This is a genomic window from Amycolatopsis sp. WQ 127309 (assembly GCF_023023025.1).
Taxonomy (GTDB): Bacteria; Actinomycetota; Actinomycetes; order Mycobacteriales; family Pseudonocardiaceae; genus Amycolatopsis.
Map to the genome: position 1 here is coordinate 9,413,643 of NZ_CP095481.1, position 14,745 is coordinate 9,428,387.

Annotated in this window: 16 protein-coding genes; 8 read left to right on the forward strand and 8 right to left on the reverse strand. The window is 73.2% G+C overall.

Translation table 11 applies throughout. The features are described from left to right. Both MUY22_RS41595 and MUY22_RS41600 read left to right on the forward strand, forming a co-directional pair. Nucleotides 1-471, forward strand: a complete 471-nt coding sequence (locus MUY22_RS41595; protein WP_247052734.1) for a (2Fe-2S)-binding protein — start codon at nucleotides 1-3, stop codon at nucleotides 469-471. After that, nucleotides 468-2,825 (forward strand): aerobic carbon-monoxide dehydrogenase large subunit, encoded by a 2,358-nt coding sequence (locus MUY22_RS41600; protein ID WP_247052735.1) that lies wholly within the window; start codon nucleotides 468-470, stop codon nucleotides 2,823-2,825. The genes MUY22_RS41595 and MUY22_RS41600 overlap by 4 nt, the downstream gene beginning before the upstream one ends. A gap of 81 nt (nucleotides 2,826-2,906) precedes the next feature. On the opposite strand, the gene MUY22_RS41605 is transcribed toward MUY22_RS41600, so the two are convergent. Continuing rightward, nucleotides 2,907-3,800: an NADP-dependent oxidoreductase gene (locus tag MUY22_RS41605; RefSeq protein ID WP_247052736.1), complete on the reverse strand. Its 894-nt coding sequence runs from the start codon at nucleotides 3,798-3,800 to the stop codon at nucleotides 2,907-2,909. Between the two features lie 69 nt (nucleotides 3,801-3,869). Between MUY22_RS41605 and MUY22_RS41610 the strand changes: the two genes are divergently transcribed. Next, on the forward strand, nucleotides 3,870-4,457 hold the full coding sequence (locus tag MUY22_RS41610; RefSeq protein WP_247052739.1) for a TetR/AcrR family transcriptional regulator: 588 nt from the start codon (nucleotides 3,870-3,872) through the stop codon (nucleotides 4,455-4,457). Nucleotides 4,458-4,472: 15 nt separating this feature from the next. Here the strand turns inward: MUY22_RS41610 and MUY22_RS41615 are convergent, their stop codons facing one another. Genes MUY22_RS41615 through map form a run of 3 tightly spaced genes read right to left on the reverse strand, consistent with a single transcriptional unit; the run spans nucleotide 4,473 to nucleotide 6,601 of the window. Beyond that, nucleotides 4,473-5,393, reverse strand: coding sequence for an NADP-dependent oxidoreductase (locus MUY22_RS41615; RefSeq protein ID WP_247052741.1), 921 nt, complete (start codon nucleotides 5,391-5,393; stop codon nucleotides 4,473-4,475). 16 nt (nucleotides 5,394-5,409) lie between these two features. Continuing rightward, entirely contained in the window at nucleotides 5,410-5,739 is a 330-nt protein-coding gene (locus MUY22_RS41620; protein ID WP_247052743.1) for a hypothetical protein, read from the reverse strand. 40 nt (nucleotides 5,740-5,779) lie between these two features. Further along, a complete protein-coding gene (gene map / locus MUY22_RS41625) occupies nucleotides 5,780-6,601 on the reverse strand; it encodes a type I methionyl aminopeptidase (RefSeq protein ID WP_247052745.1) in 822 nt (273 codons plus the stop codon). An 85-nt stretch (nucleotides 6,602-6,686) separates the two neighbouring features. Between map and MUY22_RS41630 the strand changes: the two genes are divergently transcribed. Further along, nucleotides 6,687-6,971, forward strand: coding sequence for a helix-turn-helix transcriptional regulator (locus tag MUY22_RS41630; RefSeq protein ID WP_247052747.1), 285 nt, complete (start codon nucleotides 6,687-6,689; stop codon nucleotides 6,969-6,971). A 213-nt stretch (nucleotides 6,972-7,184) separates the two neighbouring features. Here the strand turns inward: MUY22_RS41630 and MUY22_RS41635 are convergent, their stop codons facing one another. Next, the gene (locus MUY22_RS41635) at nucleotides 7,185-8,321 is read right to left on the reverse strand and encodes an NAD(P)/FAD-dependent oxidoreductase (protein WP_247052749.1); all 1,137 of its coding nucleotides are present in this window, start codon (nucleotides 8,319-8,321) and stop codon (nucleotides 7,185-7,187) included. 226 nt (nucleotides 8,322-8,547) lie between these two features. On the opposite strand from MUY22_RS41635, the gene ligD reads away from it, so the two are divergent. Continuing rightward, complete coding sequence (gene ligD / locus MUY22_RS41640) at nucleotides 8,548-10,542, forward strand: DNA ligase D (RefSeq protein WP_247052752.1); 1,995 nt, start codon at nucleotides 8,548-8,550, stop codon at nucleotides 10,540-10,542. Nucleotides 10,543-10,557: 15 nt separating this feature from the next. Here the strand turns inward: ligD and MUY22_RS41645 are convergent, their stop codons facing one another. Continuing rightward, nucleotides 10,558-10,785, reverse strand: coding sequence for a zinc-binding dehydrogenase (locus MUY22_RS41645; RefSeq protein ID WP_247052754.1), 228 nt, complete (start codon nucleotides 10,783-10,785; stop codon nucleotides 10,558-10,560). A 171-nt stretch (nucleotides 10,786-10,956) separates the two neighbouring features. Then, nucleotides 10,957-11,544 (reverse strand): helix-turn-helix domain-containing protein, encoded by a 588-nt coding sequence (locus MUY22_RS41650; RefSeq protein WP_247052756.1) that lies wholly within the window; start codon nucleotides 11,542-11,544, stop codon nucleotides 10,957-10,959. Between the two features lie 77 nt (nucleotides 11,545-11,621). Between MUY22_RS41650 and MUY22_RS41655 the strand changes: the two genes are divergently transcribed. The 3 genes from MUY22_RS41655 (at nucleotide 11,622) to MUY22_RS41665 (ending at nucleotide 13,814) form a co-directional block, all read left to right on the forward strand. Beyond that, complete coding sequence (locus MUY22_RS41655; protein WP_247052757.1) at nucleotides 11,622-12,569, forward strand: NAD(P)/FAD-dependent oxidoreductase; 948 nt, start codon at nucleotides 11,622-11,624, stop codon at nucleotides 12,567-12,569. 40 nt (nucleotides 12,570-12,609) lie between these two features. Then, nucleotides 12,610-13,065: a group II truncated hemoglobin gene (locus tag MUY22_RS41660; RefSeq protein ID WP_247052759.1), complete on the forward strand. Its 456-nt coding sequence runs from the start codon at nucleotides 12,610-12,612 to the stop codon at nucleotides 13,063-13,065. A 167-nt stretch (nucleotides 13,066-13,232) separates the two neighbouring features. Beyond that, nucleotides 13,233-13,814 (forward strand): TIGR03086 family metal-binding protein, encoded by a 582-nt coding sequence (locus MUY22_RS41665; RefSeq protein WP_247052761.1) that lies wholly within the window; start codon nucleotides 13,233-13,235, stop codon nucleotides 13,812-13,814. Here the strand turns inward: MUY22_RS41665 and MUY22_RS41670 are convergent. After that, nucleotides 13,786-14,694: an NAD-dependent protein deacetylase gene (locus MUY22_RS41670; RefSeq protein WP_247052763.1), complete on the reverse strand. Its 909-nt coding sequence runs from the start codon at nucleotides 14,692-14,694 to the stop codon at nucleotides 13,786-13,788. The genes MUY22_RS41665 and MUY22_RS41670 overlap by 29 nt on opposite strands. Between the last annotated feature and the right edge of the window lie 51 nt (nucleotides 14,695-14,745).

The following is a 14,745-nucleotide window of genomic DNA, read 5'->3' on the forward strand; positions in this document are numbered from 1 at the left end:
GTGGAGATCACCGTGACCGTCAACGACGAGGCGTACCGGCGCAGCGTCGAGCCGCGGCTCCTGCTGGTCCACTTCCTGCGCGACGACCTCGGCCTCACCGGCACGCACTGGGGCTGCGACACGTCCAACTGCGGCACCTGCGTGGTCTGGCTCGACGGGCTGCCGGTCAAGTCGTGCACGGTGCTCGCGGCGATGGCCGACGGCAAGCGCGTCCGGACCGTCGAGGACCTCGCCGACGGCCCGCGGCTCGACCCGGTGCAGCAGGGGTTCGTCGCCTGCCACGGCGTCCAGTGCGGGTTCTGCACCCCGGCGATGCTGATGACCGCGCGCTGGCTGCTCGACCGCGACCCCGACCCGGACGAGGACACCATCCGCGAGGCCATTTCCGGGCAGCTGTGCCGCTGCACCGGTTACGAGAACATCGTCCGCGCGGTCCGCTGGGCCGCCGGGCACCCGGACGGTGAGCCGTGACGGCGAACGGCCACGGTTCCTTGCCCCGCAAGGAAGACGGCCGGTTCGTCCGCGGCCGCGGCACGTTCCTCGACGACGTGACCCGGCCCGGCATGCTGCACGGCGCGATCCTGCGCAGCCCGCACGCGCACGCCCGCGTCGTCGCGATCGACACCAGCGCCGCCGAAGCGCACCCGAAGGTCCGGGCCGTCATCACCGGCGCGATGCTGGCCGAACGCGGCATGGCGTGGATGCCGACGCTGTCCCACGACGTCCAGGCCGTGCTGGCCACCGACAAGGTCCGGTTCCAGGGCCAGGAGGTCGCGTTCGTCGTCGCCGAAGACCGCTACGCCGCGCGAGACGCGCTCGAGCTGATCGACGTCGAGTACGAGCCGCTGCCGGTGATCGCCGACGCGCGGACCGCCCTCGACGCCGACGCCGTGTTGATCCGCGACGACGTCGAAGGCCGTACGGACAACCGGATCTTCGACTGGGAGTCCGGTGACGCCGAGGCGACCGCCGACGCCTTCGCCCGCGCGGACGTCGTCGCGACGCAGGACATGCTCTACCCGCGGGTGCACCCGGCGCCGATGGAGACCTGCGGCGCGGTCGCCGAGCTGGACCCGGTCACCGGCAAGCTGACCGTCTGGGCCACCGCGCAGGCGCCGCACGCGCACCGGCTGCTCTACTCGATGATCACCGGGCTGCCCGAGCACAAGATCCGGATCGTCGCGCAGGACATCGGCGGCGGGTTCGGCAACAAGGTCGGGATGTACCCCGGTTACCTGTGCGCGGTCGCGGCCACGATGCTCACCGGCCGGCCGGTCAAGTGGGTCGAGGACCGCTCGGAAAACCTGATGAGCACGTCGTTCGCCCGCGATTACCACATGCACGGCGAGATCGCGGCGACGCGCGACGGGAAGCTGCTCGGCCTGCGCGTGCGGGTGCTGGCCGACCACGGCGCGTTCAACGGCACCGCGCAGCCGTCGAAGTTCCCGGCCGGGTTCTTCCAGGTCTTCACCGGTTCCTACGACCTGCCCGTGGCGCACTGCGCGGTCACCGGCGTCCACACGAACAAGGCGCCGGGCGGCGTGGCGTACGCGTGTTCCTTCCGCATCACCGAAGCCGTGTACCTGGTCGAGCGGATGATGGACGTGCTCGCCTACGACCTCGGCGTCGACCCGGCGGAGCTGCGGGAGCGGAACCTGTTGCGGCCCGGGCAGTTCCCGTACACCTGCGCGACCGGCTGGGAGTACGACTCCGGCGACTACCCCAGGGCGCTGGCGCTGGCCAAGGAGATCGCCGGCTACGACGACCTCCGCCGCGAGCAGAAGGAGAAGCGCGAACGCGGTGAGCTGATGGGCATCGGCCTGAGCTTCTTCACCGAAGCCGTCGGCGCCGGCCCGCGCGAGCACATGGACATCATGGGCCTCGGCATGGCCGACGGCGCCGAGCTGCGCGTGCACCCGAGCGGTTCGGCCGTGCTGCGGCTCTCGTGCATGTCCCAGGGCCAGGGGCACGAAACGACGTTCGCCCAGATCGTCGCGCACGAACTGGGCATCCCGACGGACGAGGTCGAGGTGGTGCAGGGCGACACCGACCGCACGCCGTTCGGCCTCGGCACCTACGGCTCGCGTTCGACGCCGGTGTCCGGCGCGGCCACCGTGCTGGTGGCGCGGAAGGTGCGCGCGCGGGCGCGGCTCGTCGCCTCGGCGATGCTCGAGGTCAGCCCGGACGACCTGGAGTGGGAGCCGGGCCGCTGGTTCGTCCGCGGGGTGCCGGACCAGGGCCGGTCGATGCGCGAGATCGCCCGCGCCGCGCACTCCGACCTGGCGCTGCCCGAAGGCGTCGAAGGGCAGCTCGACGCGTCCTGCGTCTACAACCCGCCGAGCCTGACCTACCCGTTCGGCGCCTACATCTGCGTCGTGGACGTCGATCCCGGCACCGGCCAGGTCCGGGTGCGCCGGTTCGTCGCGGTCGACGACTGCGGCGTCCGGATCAACCCGGCGATCGTGGCCGGGCAGGTGCACCGCGGCCTCGCCGACGGGATCGGGATGGCGCTGATGGAGCTGATCGCGTTCGACGACGACGGCAACCACCTCGGCGGATCCTTCATGGACTACCTGCTGCCGACGGCCCTGGAGTGCCCGTCGTGGGAGCTGGGCGAGACGTGCACGCCGTCCCCGCACCACCCGATCGGCGCCAAGGGCATCGGCGAGTCCGCGACGGTCGGCTCCCCCGCCGCGGTGGTCAACGCCGTCGTCGACGCACTGCGGCCGTACGGCGTGCGGCACGCGGACATGCCGCTGACACCGGCGGCGGTCTGGTGCGCGATGCAGGGCCGTCCACTTCGGACGGACCTGGCGATCACCTGAGCCCCGGCGGCCGCCAGGGTGTCGCCGGCAAGGTCCGCAAGCGGCCCCTTGCGCCGCGCCCGCTGGACGTTCCCAGCGCGCTCAGATCAGGATGACCCGACGCCCTCGCGTGTGCCCGGCGTGGCTGTCGATGTGCGCGTCCGCGGCCTCGGCGAGGCTGTACGACTTCTCGACCGGGATGTGCAGCTTTCCCCGCGCGATGAGATCGGCCGCCTCGACGAGCGCGTCCGGCACGCTCCCGGCCGTGTCCGAGAACCGGACCCCGAGCGCGGGCGCACCGAGATCGGCGATCGAGACCACCTTGCCCGGATCGCCGGTCAGCGCGACGAGCTCGCGGATCACGCCCGAACCGGCCAGGTCGAGCGCGGCGTCGACCCGGCCGAGCTGCCGCACCCGCTCGACCCAGCCCTCGCCGTAGGTCGTGGCGACGGCGCCCAGGCCGCGCACGTAGTCCTGGCTCGCGGCCCCGGCCGTGCCGATCACCGTGATGCCGCGGTCACGGGCGATCTGCAGCACCGCGGACCCGACCCCACCGGAGGCGCCACTGACCAGCAGCGTCTGGCCGGACCGCACGCCGACCTGGCGGATGACGCGCAACGCCGTCTCGACGACCGAGGGGTACCCGGCGGCCTCCGCGAACGTCAGGCCCTCGGGCATCCGGGCCCAGGCCGACAGCACCGCGAACTCGGCGTAGGTGTCCGAACCTTCCCCGAACACGCGGTCGCCCACCTCGACGCCGCCGACGCCGTCACCGACTTCGTCCACCACCCCGGAAGCGTCGATCCCGACTCCGGCGGGCAGCCGCAGCGGATGGGCCTTCAGGAACTGGCCTTCCCGGACCCGCCAGTCGACGGGGTTCACCCCCGCGGCCCGCACGGCGACGCGGACCTGGCCGGCGCCCGCGTGCGGCTCCTCGGCGTCTTCGAGGCGCAGGACGTCCGGACCGCCGAACTCGGCGAAGCTCACTCTTTTCATGCCCCGACGTTAGCACTAACGGTTAGTGTTTTGCACTGACTACGCTTTCGTAGCTGATAGCATCATCACATGACCGAGCCGGGACGCCGTGAGCGCAAGAAGGCCGCGACCCGCCAGAAAATCGCCGACACCGCCCTGCGGCTCTTCCTGGAGCGCGGATACGACGCGGTCGGCATCCGCGACGTCGCCGCCGAGGCCGACGTCGCCGTGACCACGCTCTTCTCCCATTTCGCCGCGAAAGAAGCCCTGGTGTTCGAGCGCGACGACGACTTCGAGCAACGCCTCACCCAGGCGGTCACCGGCCGGGCGCCGCACGAGCCGCTCATGCCCGCGCTGCGCCGCGAGGTTCACGCCCTGGTGCGCCACTGCACGGCGGAAGGCGCCGCCCCGATCTGGCGCATGATCGACGGGTCACCCGCGTTGCGCGAATACGAGGAGTCGATGCGGCTGCGCCACGCGGAATCCCTGGCCGCGGCCATCGCCGCCGACCCCGGCCTGGCACGGACCCCCACGGCCTGCCGCACGATCGCCAGGTTCGTGATCGACGCCTACTCGCTGTCCCGCGAGGCGGCCGATCCACCGGCGGCCGTCGACGAGATCTTCGGGATGATCGAGGCCGCCTGGGAGGTCACCCGGCCTGTTGCCGCAAGCCGCTGACGCACCCGGCACCGATCACGGACGGTCCGGCGCCACCTGGATGATCGTCTTGCCGGGGGTGCGCCGGCGGCGGGCGAACGCCTCGGCCGTTTCGGCCAGCGGGCGGACGTCGCCGACGCGGGGGCGCAGGCGGCCGTCGCGGACACGCTGCGCCAGGTCCGCCAGCCGGGCGCGGTCGGGCTCGACCACGAAGAAGACGGCTCGCCCGTCCTTCGGCCGCACCGTGGGTGGCGCCGCGATCGTCACGAGCGTGCCGCCCGGGCGGACCAGCGCGGCCGACCGCTCGAGGACGTCGCCGCCGATGACGTCGAAGACCACGTCGACGTCGCCGGTCAGCGGATCCGCGGCCAGGTCCAGGAACGCGTGCGCGCCGAGGTCCCGGACGACGTCGCGGTCGGCGGCCCGGCCGGTGCCGATCACCCGGGCACCGACCTCGCGGGCGAGCTGGACGGCGATCGACCCGACGCCGCCCGCCGCGCCGTGGATCAGGACGGTCTGGCCGGTGGTGAGGCCGGCGTGGTCGAACAGTCCCTGCCACGCCGTCAGTCCGGAGACCGGCAGCGCCGCGGCGACGGTGTAGTCGATGTCGGCGGCGAGCGGCGCGAGGTTGCGCGCCTCCACCGCCGTGTACTCGGCGAGGGCGCCGTCGCGCGTCCAGTCCGTGAGGCCGAACACCCGCTGGCCGACGGTGAGGCCGGTGGTGCCGTAGCCCAGCTCGGCGACGACCCCGGCCACCTCGTGCCCGGGGACGCTCGGGGTGCGGTCACGGCCGGCGCGGTCGGTCCAGGTGCCGGGCCAGTCCAGCTCGCCGGGGGTGAAGCCGGCGGCGTGGACGCGCACGATGACGTCGTTCTCCGCGGCGTGCGGGTGGGGCAGGTCGGTCAGGGTGAGTCCGCTGATGCCGGCGTCGCGGTCTCGTACGGTGATGGCGCGCATGGCGGTTCCTTTCGCGTCAGCTCGGCCAGCCCGAGCCCATGATCCGCTCGACGGTCGTCGTCCGCCGGAATCCGGGGACGAAGTGCGCCAGGACGTCGGAGTTCACGGTTCCGCTGGTCGTCTCCGGGCGGTTCTTCAGGCCGTCGAGGCAGGTGCTCAGGAAGTCTTCCTCGAACTCGCCCCGCGGGTGCACGGCGACGACGTCCGCCACCTGATCGGGGTTCAGGTCGCCGAGGCCGAACCCGACGACGTCGGTCAGCACGCCGAAGTGGGTGGCGGCGATCTCCGGGCCCATGCGGCCGGAATCCCCGGCGTCGTTCGGCGTGATCGGCTGGGCCGGCGACACCCACCGGCCCGTGCGCACCTCGGCGGCGGCCCGCGCCGCGTCAGGCGTCCTTTGTGGACAGCCGGCCGGCGTCGTCCCGCGTCGCCGGGGTCTCCGGGGCACGCCGGGTCAGCACCAGCGGGACGTCGTCGGTGACGGCCACCGTGTGCTCGGAGTGGGCCGTGCGGGAGCCGTCCGCCGAGCGGATGGTCCAGCCGTCGGGGTCGTAGACGATCTTGTCGGTCGTGGCCGCGAACCACGGTTCGAGCGCGAGGGTCAGGCCCGGCCGGAGCTTCATCCCGCGGCCCGCCTGGCCTTTGTTGGACACGTGCAGGTCCTCGTGCATGGTGCGGCCGATGCCGTGCCCGCCGAACTCGGTGTTGACCGGGTAGCCGTAGTCGCACGCCACCGCGTAGATCGCCGCCGAGATGTCGCCGAGGCGGTTGCCCGGCCGCGCCACCTCGATCGCCGCCTCCAGCGCTTCCTCGGTGGCGCGGATGATCCGCAGGTCCTCCTCGGCCGGGGTGCCGACGATGACCGTGCGCGCCGAGTCCGCCACCCAGCCGTCGATGCCGACCGCGATGTCGGCGCTGAGCACGTCGCCGTCCCGCAGGACGTAGTCGCGGGGCAGGCCGTGCAGGACGGCGTCGTTGACCGAGAGGCAGATGACGTTGCGGAACGGGCCCTTGCCGAAGGACGGCGCGTAGTCCCAGTAGCACGACTCCGCGCCGCGGCGCTCGATCATGCCGCGCACGTGGTGCTCCAGGTCCATGAGGTTGACGCCGACGTCGGCGAGCCGGCCCACCTCGGTCAGCACCTCGGCGACAAAACGCCCGGCCACGTGCATGCGCTCGATCTCGGCGGGCGTCTTCAGTTCGATCACGAAAACCTCACGTCACAGGGTTGGTATAGTTATACCGGGACCGTAGCACTTGCCGGTATAGTAATACCAGTCCTACCCTCGGAGCATGGTCCGTCAACCGCTCACGCCCGCCCAGGTCGAAGCCGGCCGGCGGCTCGGCGTCCTGCTGCGCCGCGCGCGGGCGGGCCGCGACCTCGCGGAAGTCGCGCAGGCGGCCGGCATCTCGCCGGAGACCCTCCGCAAGATCGAGACCGGCCGCCTGCCCTCCCCCGGCTTCGGCACGATCGTCCGCCTCGGCGAGGTGCTGGACACGCCACTGCACGAACTGGCCGCCACCTGGCGCGGCCCCGACGTCCCCCGGCACACCACCCCGGCCTACGGGCGGCTTTAGGCCGACGCCGCCGCGCCCGGTCGTCCGGATGCGCCGTGTCGTCCCGGCAATCACGCGTGTCGACCCCGGGATCACGCGTGTCAACCTCCCGATCACGCGAGCCGACCTCTCCGGCACACGCGCCGAAGGTGCTGGGCCCACGGCTTCGCTCCCGGCCGTGTGATCCGGGAGCCGGCTCCCGTGATCAGCGGGTCGACACGCGGGTGTCGGGGCTCAGGACTTCTGCTGGTCTCCGCTGAACATCTCCCGCAGGCTCTCCGGGAGTTCGCCGTCGAAGAGGCTTTCCATCAGGGCGGCGTCGTCGAGGGGGGTGGCGGTGCGGGTGAACATGGCCTCCTCGTAGTCGGCGAGCGCGGCTTCGACGTCGCCCGGGTGGGCCGCCAGGGCCTGGCCGAGTTCGGCGCCGTCCAGCATGGCCAGGTTGGCGCCCTCGCCGTTCGGGGCCGTCACGTGGGCGGCGTCGCCGACGAGGGTGACGCCCGGCAGGCGGTCCCAGCGGTGCCCGATCGGCAGGGCGTAGTGCGGGCGGAAGACCGGCGCGGTGTCGGCGTCGGTGATCAGCGCGGTGAGCTCCGGGGCCCAGCCGGCGAACTCCCGCGCGATCCGCGCGGTGACCGCGGCCGGATCGGCGAAGTCGAGGGCCTCGAACCACTCCAGGGACTCCGTCAGGGCGATGTAGGCGTGCAGGGTGTCGCCGCTTTCCCGGTGGGCGTTGATCGCCCGGTCCGGGGTGGGGCCGTTCGACGCCATCGAGCCGCCGCCGACCGCCTTCGCCGTGGCGGGGTGCCGGGTGTCGGCGTCGTAGAGGTAGGTCTCGATGAACGCCGTGCCGTCGTACGCCGGCACGGCGTCGGTGACCAGCGACCGCACCCGCGACCAGGTGCCGTCCGCGCCGACCAGCAGGTTCGTGACGACGGTGGAGCCGTCGGCGAAGGTCACCTCGTAGCCGCCTCCGTCGCACGCGCGGGTGGCGCTGACCTTGCAGCCCCACCGGACGGTGCCGTCCGGGAGCCCGTCGAGCAGCAGCCGGCGCAGTTCGCCGCGCTGCACCTCGGGCCGGCCACCGGTGCCGTCGTCGACCTTCTCGAACAGGAGTTTCCCCTGGTGGTCGAGGATCCGCATCGCCTGCCGGCCCTCCAGCACCAGGTCCTGGAACGCCTCGGTCAGGCCGGCCGCCTCGACGGCGAGCAGCCCGTTGTAGTCGTGGATGTCGAGCATCCCGCCCTGCATGCGGGCCATCGGGGACGGCTCGGCCTCGTACACCGCGGACGGGATGCCGTGGACGTGCAGGACGCGGGCGAGGGTGAGGCCGCCGAGTCCGGCACCGATGATCGTGACTGGGGTGTTCATGGTGGCTCCTTCGCCGATCGCGGCCGCCCGGTGAGCCCAGGCGCGGCCGCCGTTGGAATTACATTCCAAGATTGCCGCGGGCCACTGGCACGGGCCGCACACGGCGCTGGCAGCGACCTGACGCCCGGTCCCGCGCGCTGCCAGTACGGCTTTCACCTGCACAAACCCAGCGAAGCTAGGCCGAACGGGTTACGGTCGGAGCACCGAGTGGGGAACGGAGGCCGGCATGGCAGCGCGCGACACCACCCGCGTCCCCGCCTGGGTCGAGCCGATGCTGGCCAAGGCCGACGGCGGGCGCCTGCGCAGCGGCCCCGAATGGGCCTACGAGTACAAACTGGACGGCTACCGCGCCGCCATGCGGATCGCGCCCGACGGCACCACGGTGCTCACCAGCCGCAACAACATCGACTTCACCGCCGAGTTCCGCGGCGTCACCGGCGTCCTCGATCTCGACGGCCAAGCCGCCCTGCTCGACGGCGAAGTCGTCGTCTACAACGAGGACGGCCGGATCGACTTCGAGCTGATGCAGGAACGCCGCGGCCGCTACGTCAAGCACCAAAGCTCCCTGCGCCGTGACGAGCCCTTCGACGACCTCCCGGTCCGGTTCCTCGCCTTCGACCTGCTGCAGCTGGGCGAGCGCAGCCTGCTCGCCGAGCCCTACGACGAACGCCGCCGCCTGCTCACCACGCTGCCGATGCCCGACCTCCACAAGGTTTCCGTCGTCCGCGCGGTCACCTTCGCCGAACTCGACGCCGACCACCGCTCCCCCGCCGACTTCCTGGCCCACGCCGCCGACGCCGGGTACGAAGGCGTCGTCGCGAAGCTCCGCAGCTCGACCTACCAACCCGGCCACCGGCCCGACTCCTGGCTCAAGCACCCGTTCATCCAGACGGCGGAGGTCATCGTCTGCGGCTGGCGCCCCGGCCGGCGCAGCTTCACCGGCACCCTCGGCGGCCTCCTGCTCGGCGCCCACGACCCCGCCACCGGCGACCTCGTCTACATCGGCGACGTCGGCACCGGCTTCTCCCAGGCCGCCCGCGCCGACCTCGTCACCACGCTGACGCCGCTCGAACGCCGGACCCACCCCTTCGCCACGACGCCGCCGCGCGAGGACACCACCCGCGCCCGCTGGGTCGAACCGCACCTCGTCGGCGAGGTCGTCTACCGGCAGTTCACCCGCGCCGGCCGCGTCCGCCACACCGCCTGGCGGGGCCTGCGGGCCGACAAGAGCCCCGACGACGTCCTCGCCCCTCGCTCGACCGGCCCAGCCGCGCCGGAGCCCGCGCCCTCGGAGGCGGCGCCGCCGCTGGGGCCGAAGATCACCGTGCAGGCCGGAAACCGGCGGCTGACACTGTCCAATCTGGACAAACCGCTGTTCCCCGACGGCTTCACCAAGGGCGAGGTCATCAACTACTACTCCCGCGTCGCGCCCGTGCTGCTGCCGCACCTCGCGGGCCGGCCGGTGACGTTCATCCGCTTCCCCGACGGCGTCGGCGGCCAGCAGTTCTTCGAGAAGAACACCCCGCGCGGCGCCCCGGACTGGCTGCCGACCGTCACGCTGCCCAGCACCGGCTCCCGGTCCGGCCGCGGCGAAGGCACCATCGACTACGCGCTGCTCGACGAGCTGCCCGCGCTGGTGTGGGCCGCGAACCTGGCCGCGCTGGAGCTGCACGTTCCCCAGTGGACGGTCGGCCCCGGCGCGACCCGCCGGCCACCGGACCGGCTGGTGTTCGACCTCGACCCCGGCCCGGGGACGTCGATCGTCGACTGCTGCCGGGTCGTCGAACGCCTCCACGACGTCCTGCTCGCCGACGGGCTGACGCCGTTCGCGAAGACGTCCGGCTCCAAAGGGATGCAGCTCTACTGCGGCATCCGCACGGACGACCCGGCCGCGCCGTCGGCCTACGCCAAGCGGCTGGCGCAACGGCTCGCGCGGGAGACCCCGGCGACGGTCACCGCTGTCATGGTCAAGGCCCAGCGCGCCGGCCGGGTGTTCATCGACTGGAGCCAGAACAACCCGGCCAAGACGACGGTCGCGCCCTACAGCCTGCGCGGGCGCGAGCACCCCACGGTCTCGACGCCGCTCACGTGGGCCGAGGTCCGCGCGTGCCGGCACGTCAGCCACCTGAGTTTCACCGCCGACGACGTCCTGGACCGCGTCGAGACGCACGGGGACCTGCTCGCGCCGCTTCTGGAGGCTCAGGCCCCGCTGCCGGCCTGACGCGGTGCACCAAGCTCAGGGGACGAGCAGCAGTTTCCCCGTCGTGCGACGGGATTCGAGGTCGCGGTGGGCCCGGGCGGCGCCGGCCGGGGCGCAGCGCTTTCCGATCCGCGGCGTCAGCTGTCCACTTCGGACGAACCCGAAGATCTCGTTCGTCCGCCGGAGCAGGGCTTCAAGGGTGGGGACGTGGTCGGCGCCGGCGGCCATCGGGACCTTGTCCTCGCGGGACACCAGCCCGATCACCGCACCGCCGCGGGCCTTGATCAGTCGGTCACGTCCGCGCCCAGCGCCGTCACGGTACCCACGCCCTCGACGCCCGGCACCGTGGGCATCGACCAGGTGCGCACCGGCATCCGCCGGACCCCGGTGTCCATGAGGCATGGCAGCCCAAAATGGACCCGCAAGTCCAGAACGTCAGCGGGACTTCGCGCGCAGGTGGAGCCGCTCCCCCTGCTTGCCGAACAGGCTCAGGATCTCCGCCGGCCGGCCGTCGACCGCGCCGAACCAGTGCGGCAGGCGCGTGTCGAACTCCGCCGCCTCGCCCGGGCCCAGCGTCATGTCGCGGTCCGCCAAGACCAGCCGCAGCCGTCCCGACAGCACGTACAGCCACTCGTAACCCTCGTGGACCTGCGGGTCCGGCTCGCCCGTCTCCGGCTCGAGGATCATCTTGAACGCCTGGGGCGCGCCCGGCTGGCGGGTCAGCGGGAGCACCGTCATCGTCGCGCCGTTGTGGCGCGGGATGCGCCGCGCCGTCAGGCGGACGCGCGGGTCGCCGACCTCCGGGGCGCCGACCAGCTCGTCCAGCGGGACCTGGTGGGCCTGGGCGATCGGCAGCAGCAGCTCCAGGCTCGGCTTGCGCTGGCCGGCCTCCAGGCGCGACAGCGTGCTCTTCGAGATGCCCGTCGCCTCCGAGAGGTCGGCGAGGGTGACCCGCCGCTGCGTGCGGACCCGCTTGAGCCGCGGGCCCACCTCGGCCAGTGCCTGGTTGATTGCGTCCGTCATGCCCCCAGGAAACTCCTTCGTCCCGGAAACGGCAACATAAGTTGTCGGATTCGTGACGCCGGGGTCATGGTGGCCGCATGACCGAGAACAGCAGTTACGACGTAGTGGTGGTGGGTGGCGGGGCCGCGGGTCTCAACGCCGCCCTGATGCTCGGCCGGGCGCGGCGGCGCGTCGCGGTCGTCGACGGCGGCGCGCCGCGCAACGCCCCCGCCGCCCACATGCACGGCTTCCTCTCCCGCGACGGGCTGCCGCCGGACGAGCTCCGCAAGATCGGCCGCGAAGAGCTCGCGGGGTACGGCGTCGACCTCGTCGACGACGACGTCACCGGCCTCGAGCCCGGCTTCACGCTGCGCCTGGCCGACGGCCGCGTGCTGACCGCGCGGCGCGTCCTGTACGCCACCGGCGTCCACGACGACCTCCCGGACCTCCCCGGCCTGCGCGAGAGCTGGGGCACCGACGCGGTGACCTGCCCCTACTGCCACGGCTACGAGGTCCGCGACCGGCCGCTCGGCGTGCTCGGCACCGAAGCCGCGAGCGTCGAGCACGCCCTGCTCGTGCGCCAGTGGTCACCGGACGTCGTCTACTTCGCCCACACCGCGCCGCCGTCCGAAGAGGACCGGACGCGGCTCGACGCGCGGGGCATCCGGGTCGTCGAGGGCACTGTGACCGCGGTGCGGCGCGAGGACGGCAAGCTCACCGGCGTCGAGCTGGGCAACCGGTTCGTGCCGCGGGCGGCGCTGTTCATCCGCACCCGGACCGTCCCGCACGACGCGCACCTGCGCGAGCTCGGCTGCGCGGTGGAGAACGACGTCGTCAAGGTCGACCCGAGCGGGCGGACCAGCGTGCCGGGCGTGTGGGCCGCCGGCAACGTCGTCGACGCGCGGGCCACCGTGATCATCGCCGCAGCGCAGGGCGCGGCCGCCGCCGGAGCGCTCAACCACGACCTCGTCACCGAGGACGTCCGCACCGCGATCGACTCCTACGGCGGCTTCACGCCCGCGGCGGAACGTGCGGCGATGCGCTGACGCGCTGGTGTTGCCGGGCCGCGCGTGCCAGGCTCGGCCCGTGCGCCCGACGCTGTACGACTTCGCCGGCGGCGACCCCGCGTTCCTCGCGCTGGCCGCCGCCCACCACGAACGCTGCCTGGCCGATCCCGAGCTGAACCACCCGTTCTCCCACCCGGGACAGCACCCGAAGCACGTAGAGCGGCTGGCCTGGTACTGGGCGGAGGTGATGGGCGGCCCGCCGCGGTTCTCCACCGAGTGCGCGGACCACTCGGCGATGCTCCGGATGCACGCGGGGAACGGCGACATGACCGACCTCGGCCGCCGGTTCGTCGACTGCTTCGTGCTCGCCGCCGACGACGCGGGACTGCCCGCCGATCCCGGGTTCCGGGCCGCGCTGCGGACCTACATGGAGTGGGCGGTGGCCGAGGTGCTCACCTACCCGGGTCCGGCCGGCGAAGTGCCCGCCGGCCTGGCCGTGCCGCACTGGTCGTGGAACGGGTTGCAGCCGGTGTAACGCCCGGGGCGGCCGCGGCGTCTTGTGGGCAACGACTGGCTGTGGAGGTCCGTCGCAGAGCCGGCCCGGGCGCGTTTCCCCCCAACCCGCCCGGGCCGGTTCGTCCACCGGACGCCGTGACCGATTTCCGCCGGCCCGGGCTTCGCGCGGTGGGCAGACTCGGCGGTATGGCCGACACCTTCGACGACGTTCTCGACCGGTTCCGCCGCGCGGCCAAGGGTTTCGAACACCACCTGCGCGCGGTGCCGCCCGACGGCTGGGGCGCGCCGACGCCGTGCCCCGAGTGGGACGTCCGGCAGCTGGCCAACCACATGACGCGCGGCAACCTCAACTACGTCGGCCTCCTTCGCGGCGCCACCCGCGACGAGTTCCTGGCCCAGCGGGACGCCGACGCGCTCGGCGACGACCCGGTCACGGCGTTCAGCGCGTCGGCCGAGGCCTGCGCGGCCGCGTTCGCCGGGAGCGGCGCGCTCGACCGCGTCGTCGACTACCCGATGGGCGCGCTGACCGGGCGGCGGGCCCTGGCCGTGCGGACCGCCGACAGCGTCGTGCACACCTGGGACCTGGCGCGCGCCCTCGGCGCCGGCGACAGGCTCGACGCGGACCTCGTCGCCTGGGTCGACGACGGTTACGAGGACATCTTCGCCGGGCTCGCGGTCGACCGGTTCTTCGCGGACCCGCCGGCCGGCGCGCCCCCGGCGTCGCGGCAGGACCGGCTGCTCACGCGGTTCGGCCGCGACCCCCGCTGACCGGGCAGCCCAGCCGGGCCGCCAGCTCGGTCAGGGCCTGGCCCAGCGGCCGGTCCACCCGGACCGTCGCGTAGCGGTCGCCGCGGGTCTCGCCGTGGTTGACGATCACCACCGGCTTGCCCGCGTTCGCCGCGTGCCGGACGAACCGCAGGCCGGACATCACCGTCAGGGACGAGCCGAGGACCACCAGCGCGTCGGCCTCGTCGACCAGCCGGAAGCACTGCTCGACGCGCGGGCGCGGCACGTTCTCGCCGAAGAACACCACGTCGGGCTTGAGCACGCCGGACACGCAGTCCGCGCACGGCACCAGGCCGAACCGGCGCACGACGTCCTCGGGCAGCTCGACGTCGCCGTCCGGGTTGATCCGGGTCGCCGTGCCCTCGAAGTCCGGGTTGGCCGCGCGCAGCCGCCGGTCCAGCTCGGCGCGCGGGCTGGTGCGCCGGCAGTCCAGGCAGATCACGCGGTCGAGGCTGCCGTGCAGCTCGACGGCGTCCGCGGTGCCCGCCGCCTGGTGCAGGCCGTCGACGTTCTGGGTGATCACGCCGGCGACGTACCCGCCGTCACGCAGAGCGGTCACCGCGCGGTGGCCGTCGTTGGGGTCGGCGCGGGCGATCGTGCGCCAGCCGAGGTGGCTGCGCGCCCAGTACCGCTGCCGGCCCGCGTCGCTGGAGACGAACTCGTCGTAGGTCATCGGCGTGTGCCGGCGCAGGCTGCCGCTCTCGCCGCGGTAGTCGGGGATCCCGGACTCCGTGGACAGGCCGGCGCCGCTCAGCACCGCGACCCGCCGCCGCGCGACGACGGCGGTCAGCTCGTCGAGGCCGGCCGTCCGCGGCAGCGGCGCGTCCGTCGAGGTCCAGGTCAGGGTGGGCCGTGTCCGCACCGGACCAGCCTACGTGGACTTCCCGGACCGGCGCTCGCCGTCGGATTCCGC

Excerpts from the sequence above, each read along its gene's own strand:
- MUY22_RS41650 (WP_247052756.1), bottom strand. The coding sequence starts at position 11,544 with ATGACGGACGCAATCAACCAGGCACTGGCCGAGGTGGGCCCGCGGCTC.
- ligD (WP_247052752.1), top strand. The coding sequence starts at position 8,548 with ATGGCAGCGCGCGACACCACCCGCGTCCCCGCCTGGGTCGAGCCGATG.
- MUY22_RS41630 (WP_247052747.1), top strand. The coding sequence starts at position 6,687 with ATGGTCCGTCAACCGCTCACGCCCGCCCAGGTCGAAGCCGGCCGGCGG.
- MUY22_RS41635 (WP_247052749.1), bottom strand. The coding sequence starts at position 8,321 with ATGAACACCCCAGTCACGATCATCGGTGCCGGACTCGGCGGCCTCACC.
- MUY22_RS41605 (WP_247052736.1), bottom strand. The coding sequence starts at position 3,800 with ATGAAAAGAGTGAGCTTCGCCGAGTTCGGCGGTCCGGACGTCCTGCGC.
- MUY22_RS41655 (WP_247052757.1), top strand. The coding sequence starts at position 11,622 with ATGACCGAGAACAGCAGTTACGACGTAGTGGTGGTGGGTGGCGGGGCC.
- MUY22_RS41615 (WP_247052741.1), bottom strand. The coding sequence starts at position 5,393 with ATGCGCGCCATCACCGTACGAGACCGCGACGCCGGCATCAGCGGACTC.
- MUY22_RS41665 (WP_247052761.1), top strand. The coding sequence starts at position 13,233 with ATGGCCGACACCTTCGACGACGTTCTCGACCGGTTCCGCCGCGCGGCC.
- MUY22_RS41610 (WP_247052739.1), top strand. The coding sequence starts at position 3,870 with ATGACCGAGCCGGGACGCCGTGAGCGCAAGAAGGCCGCGACCCGCCAG.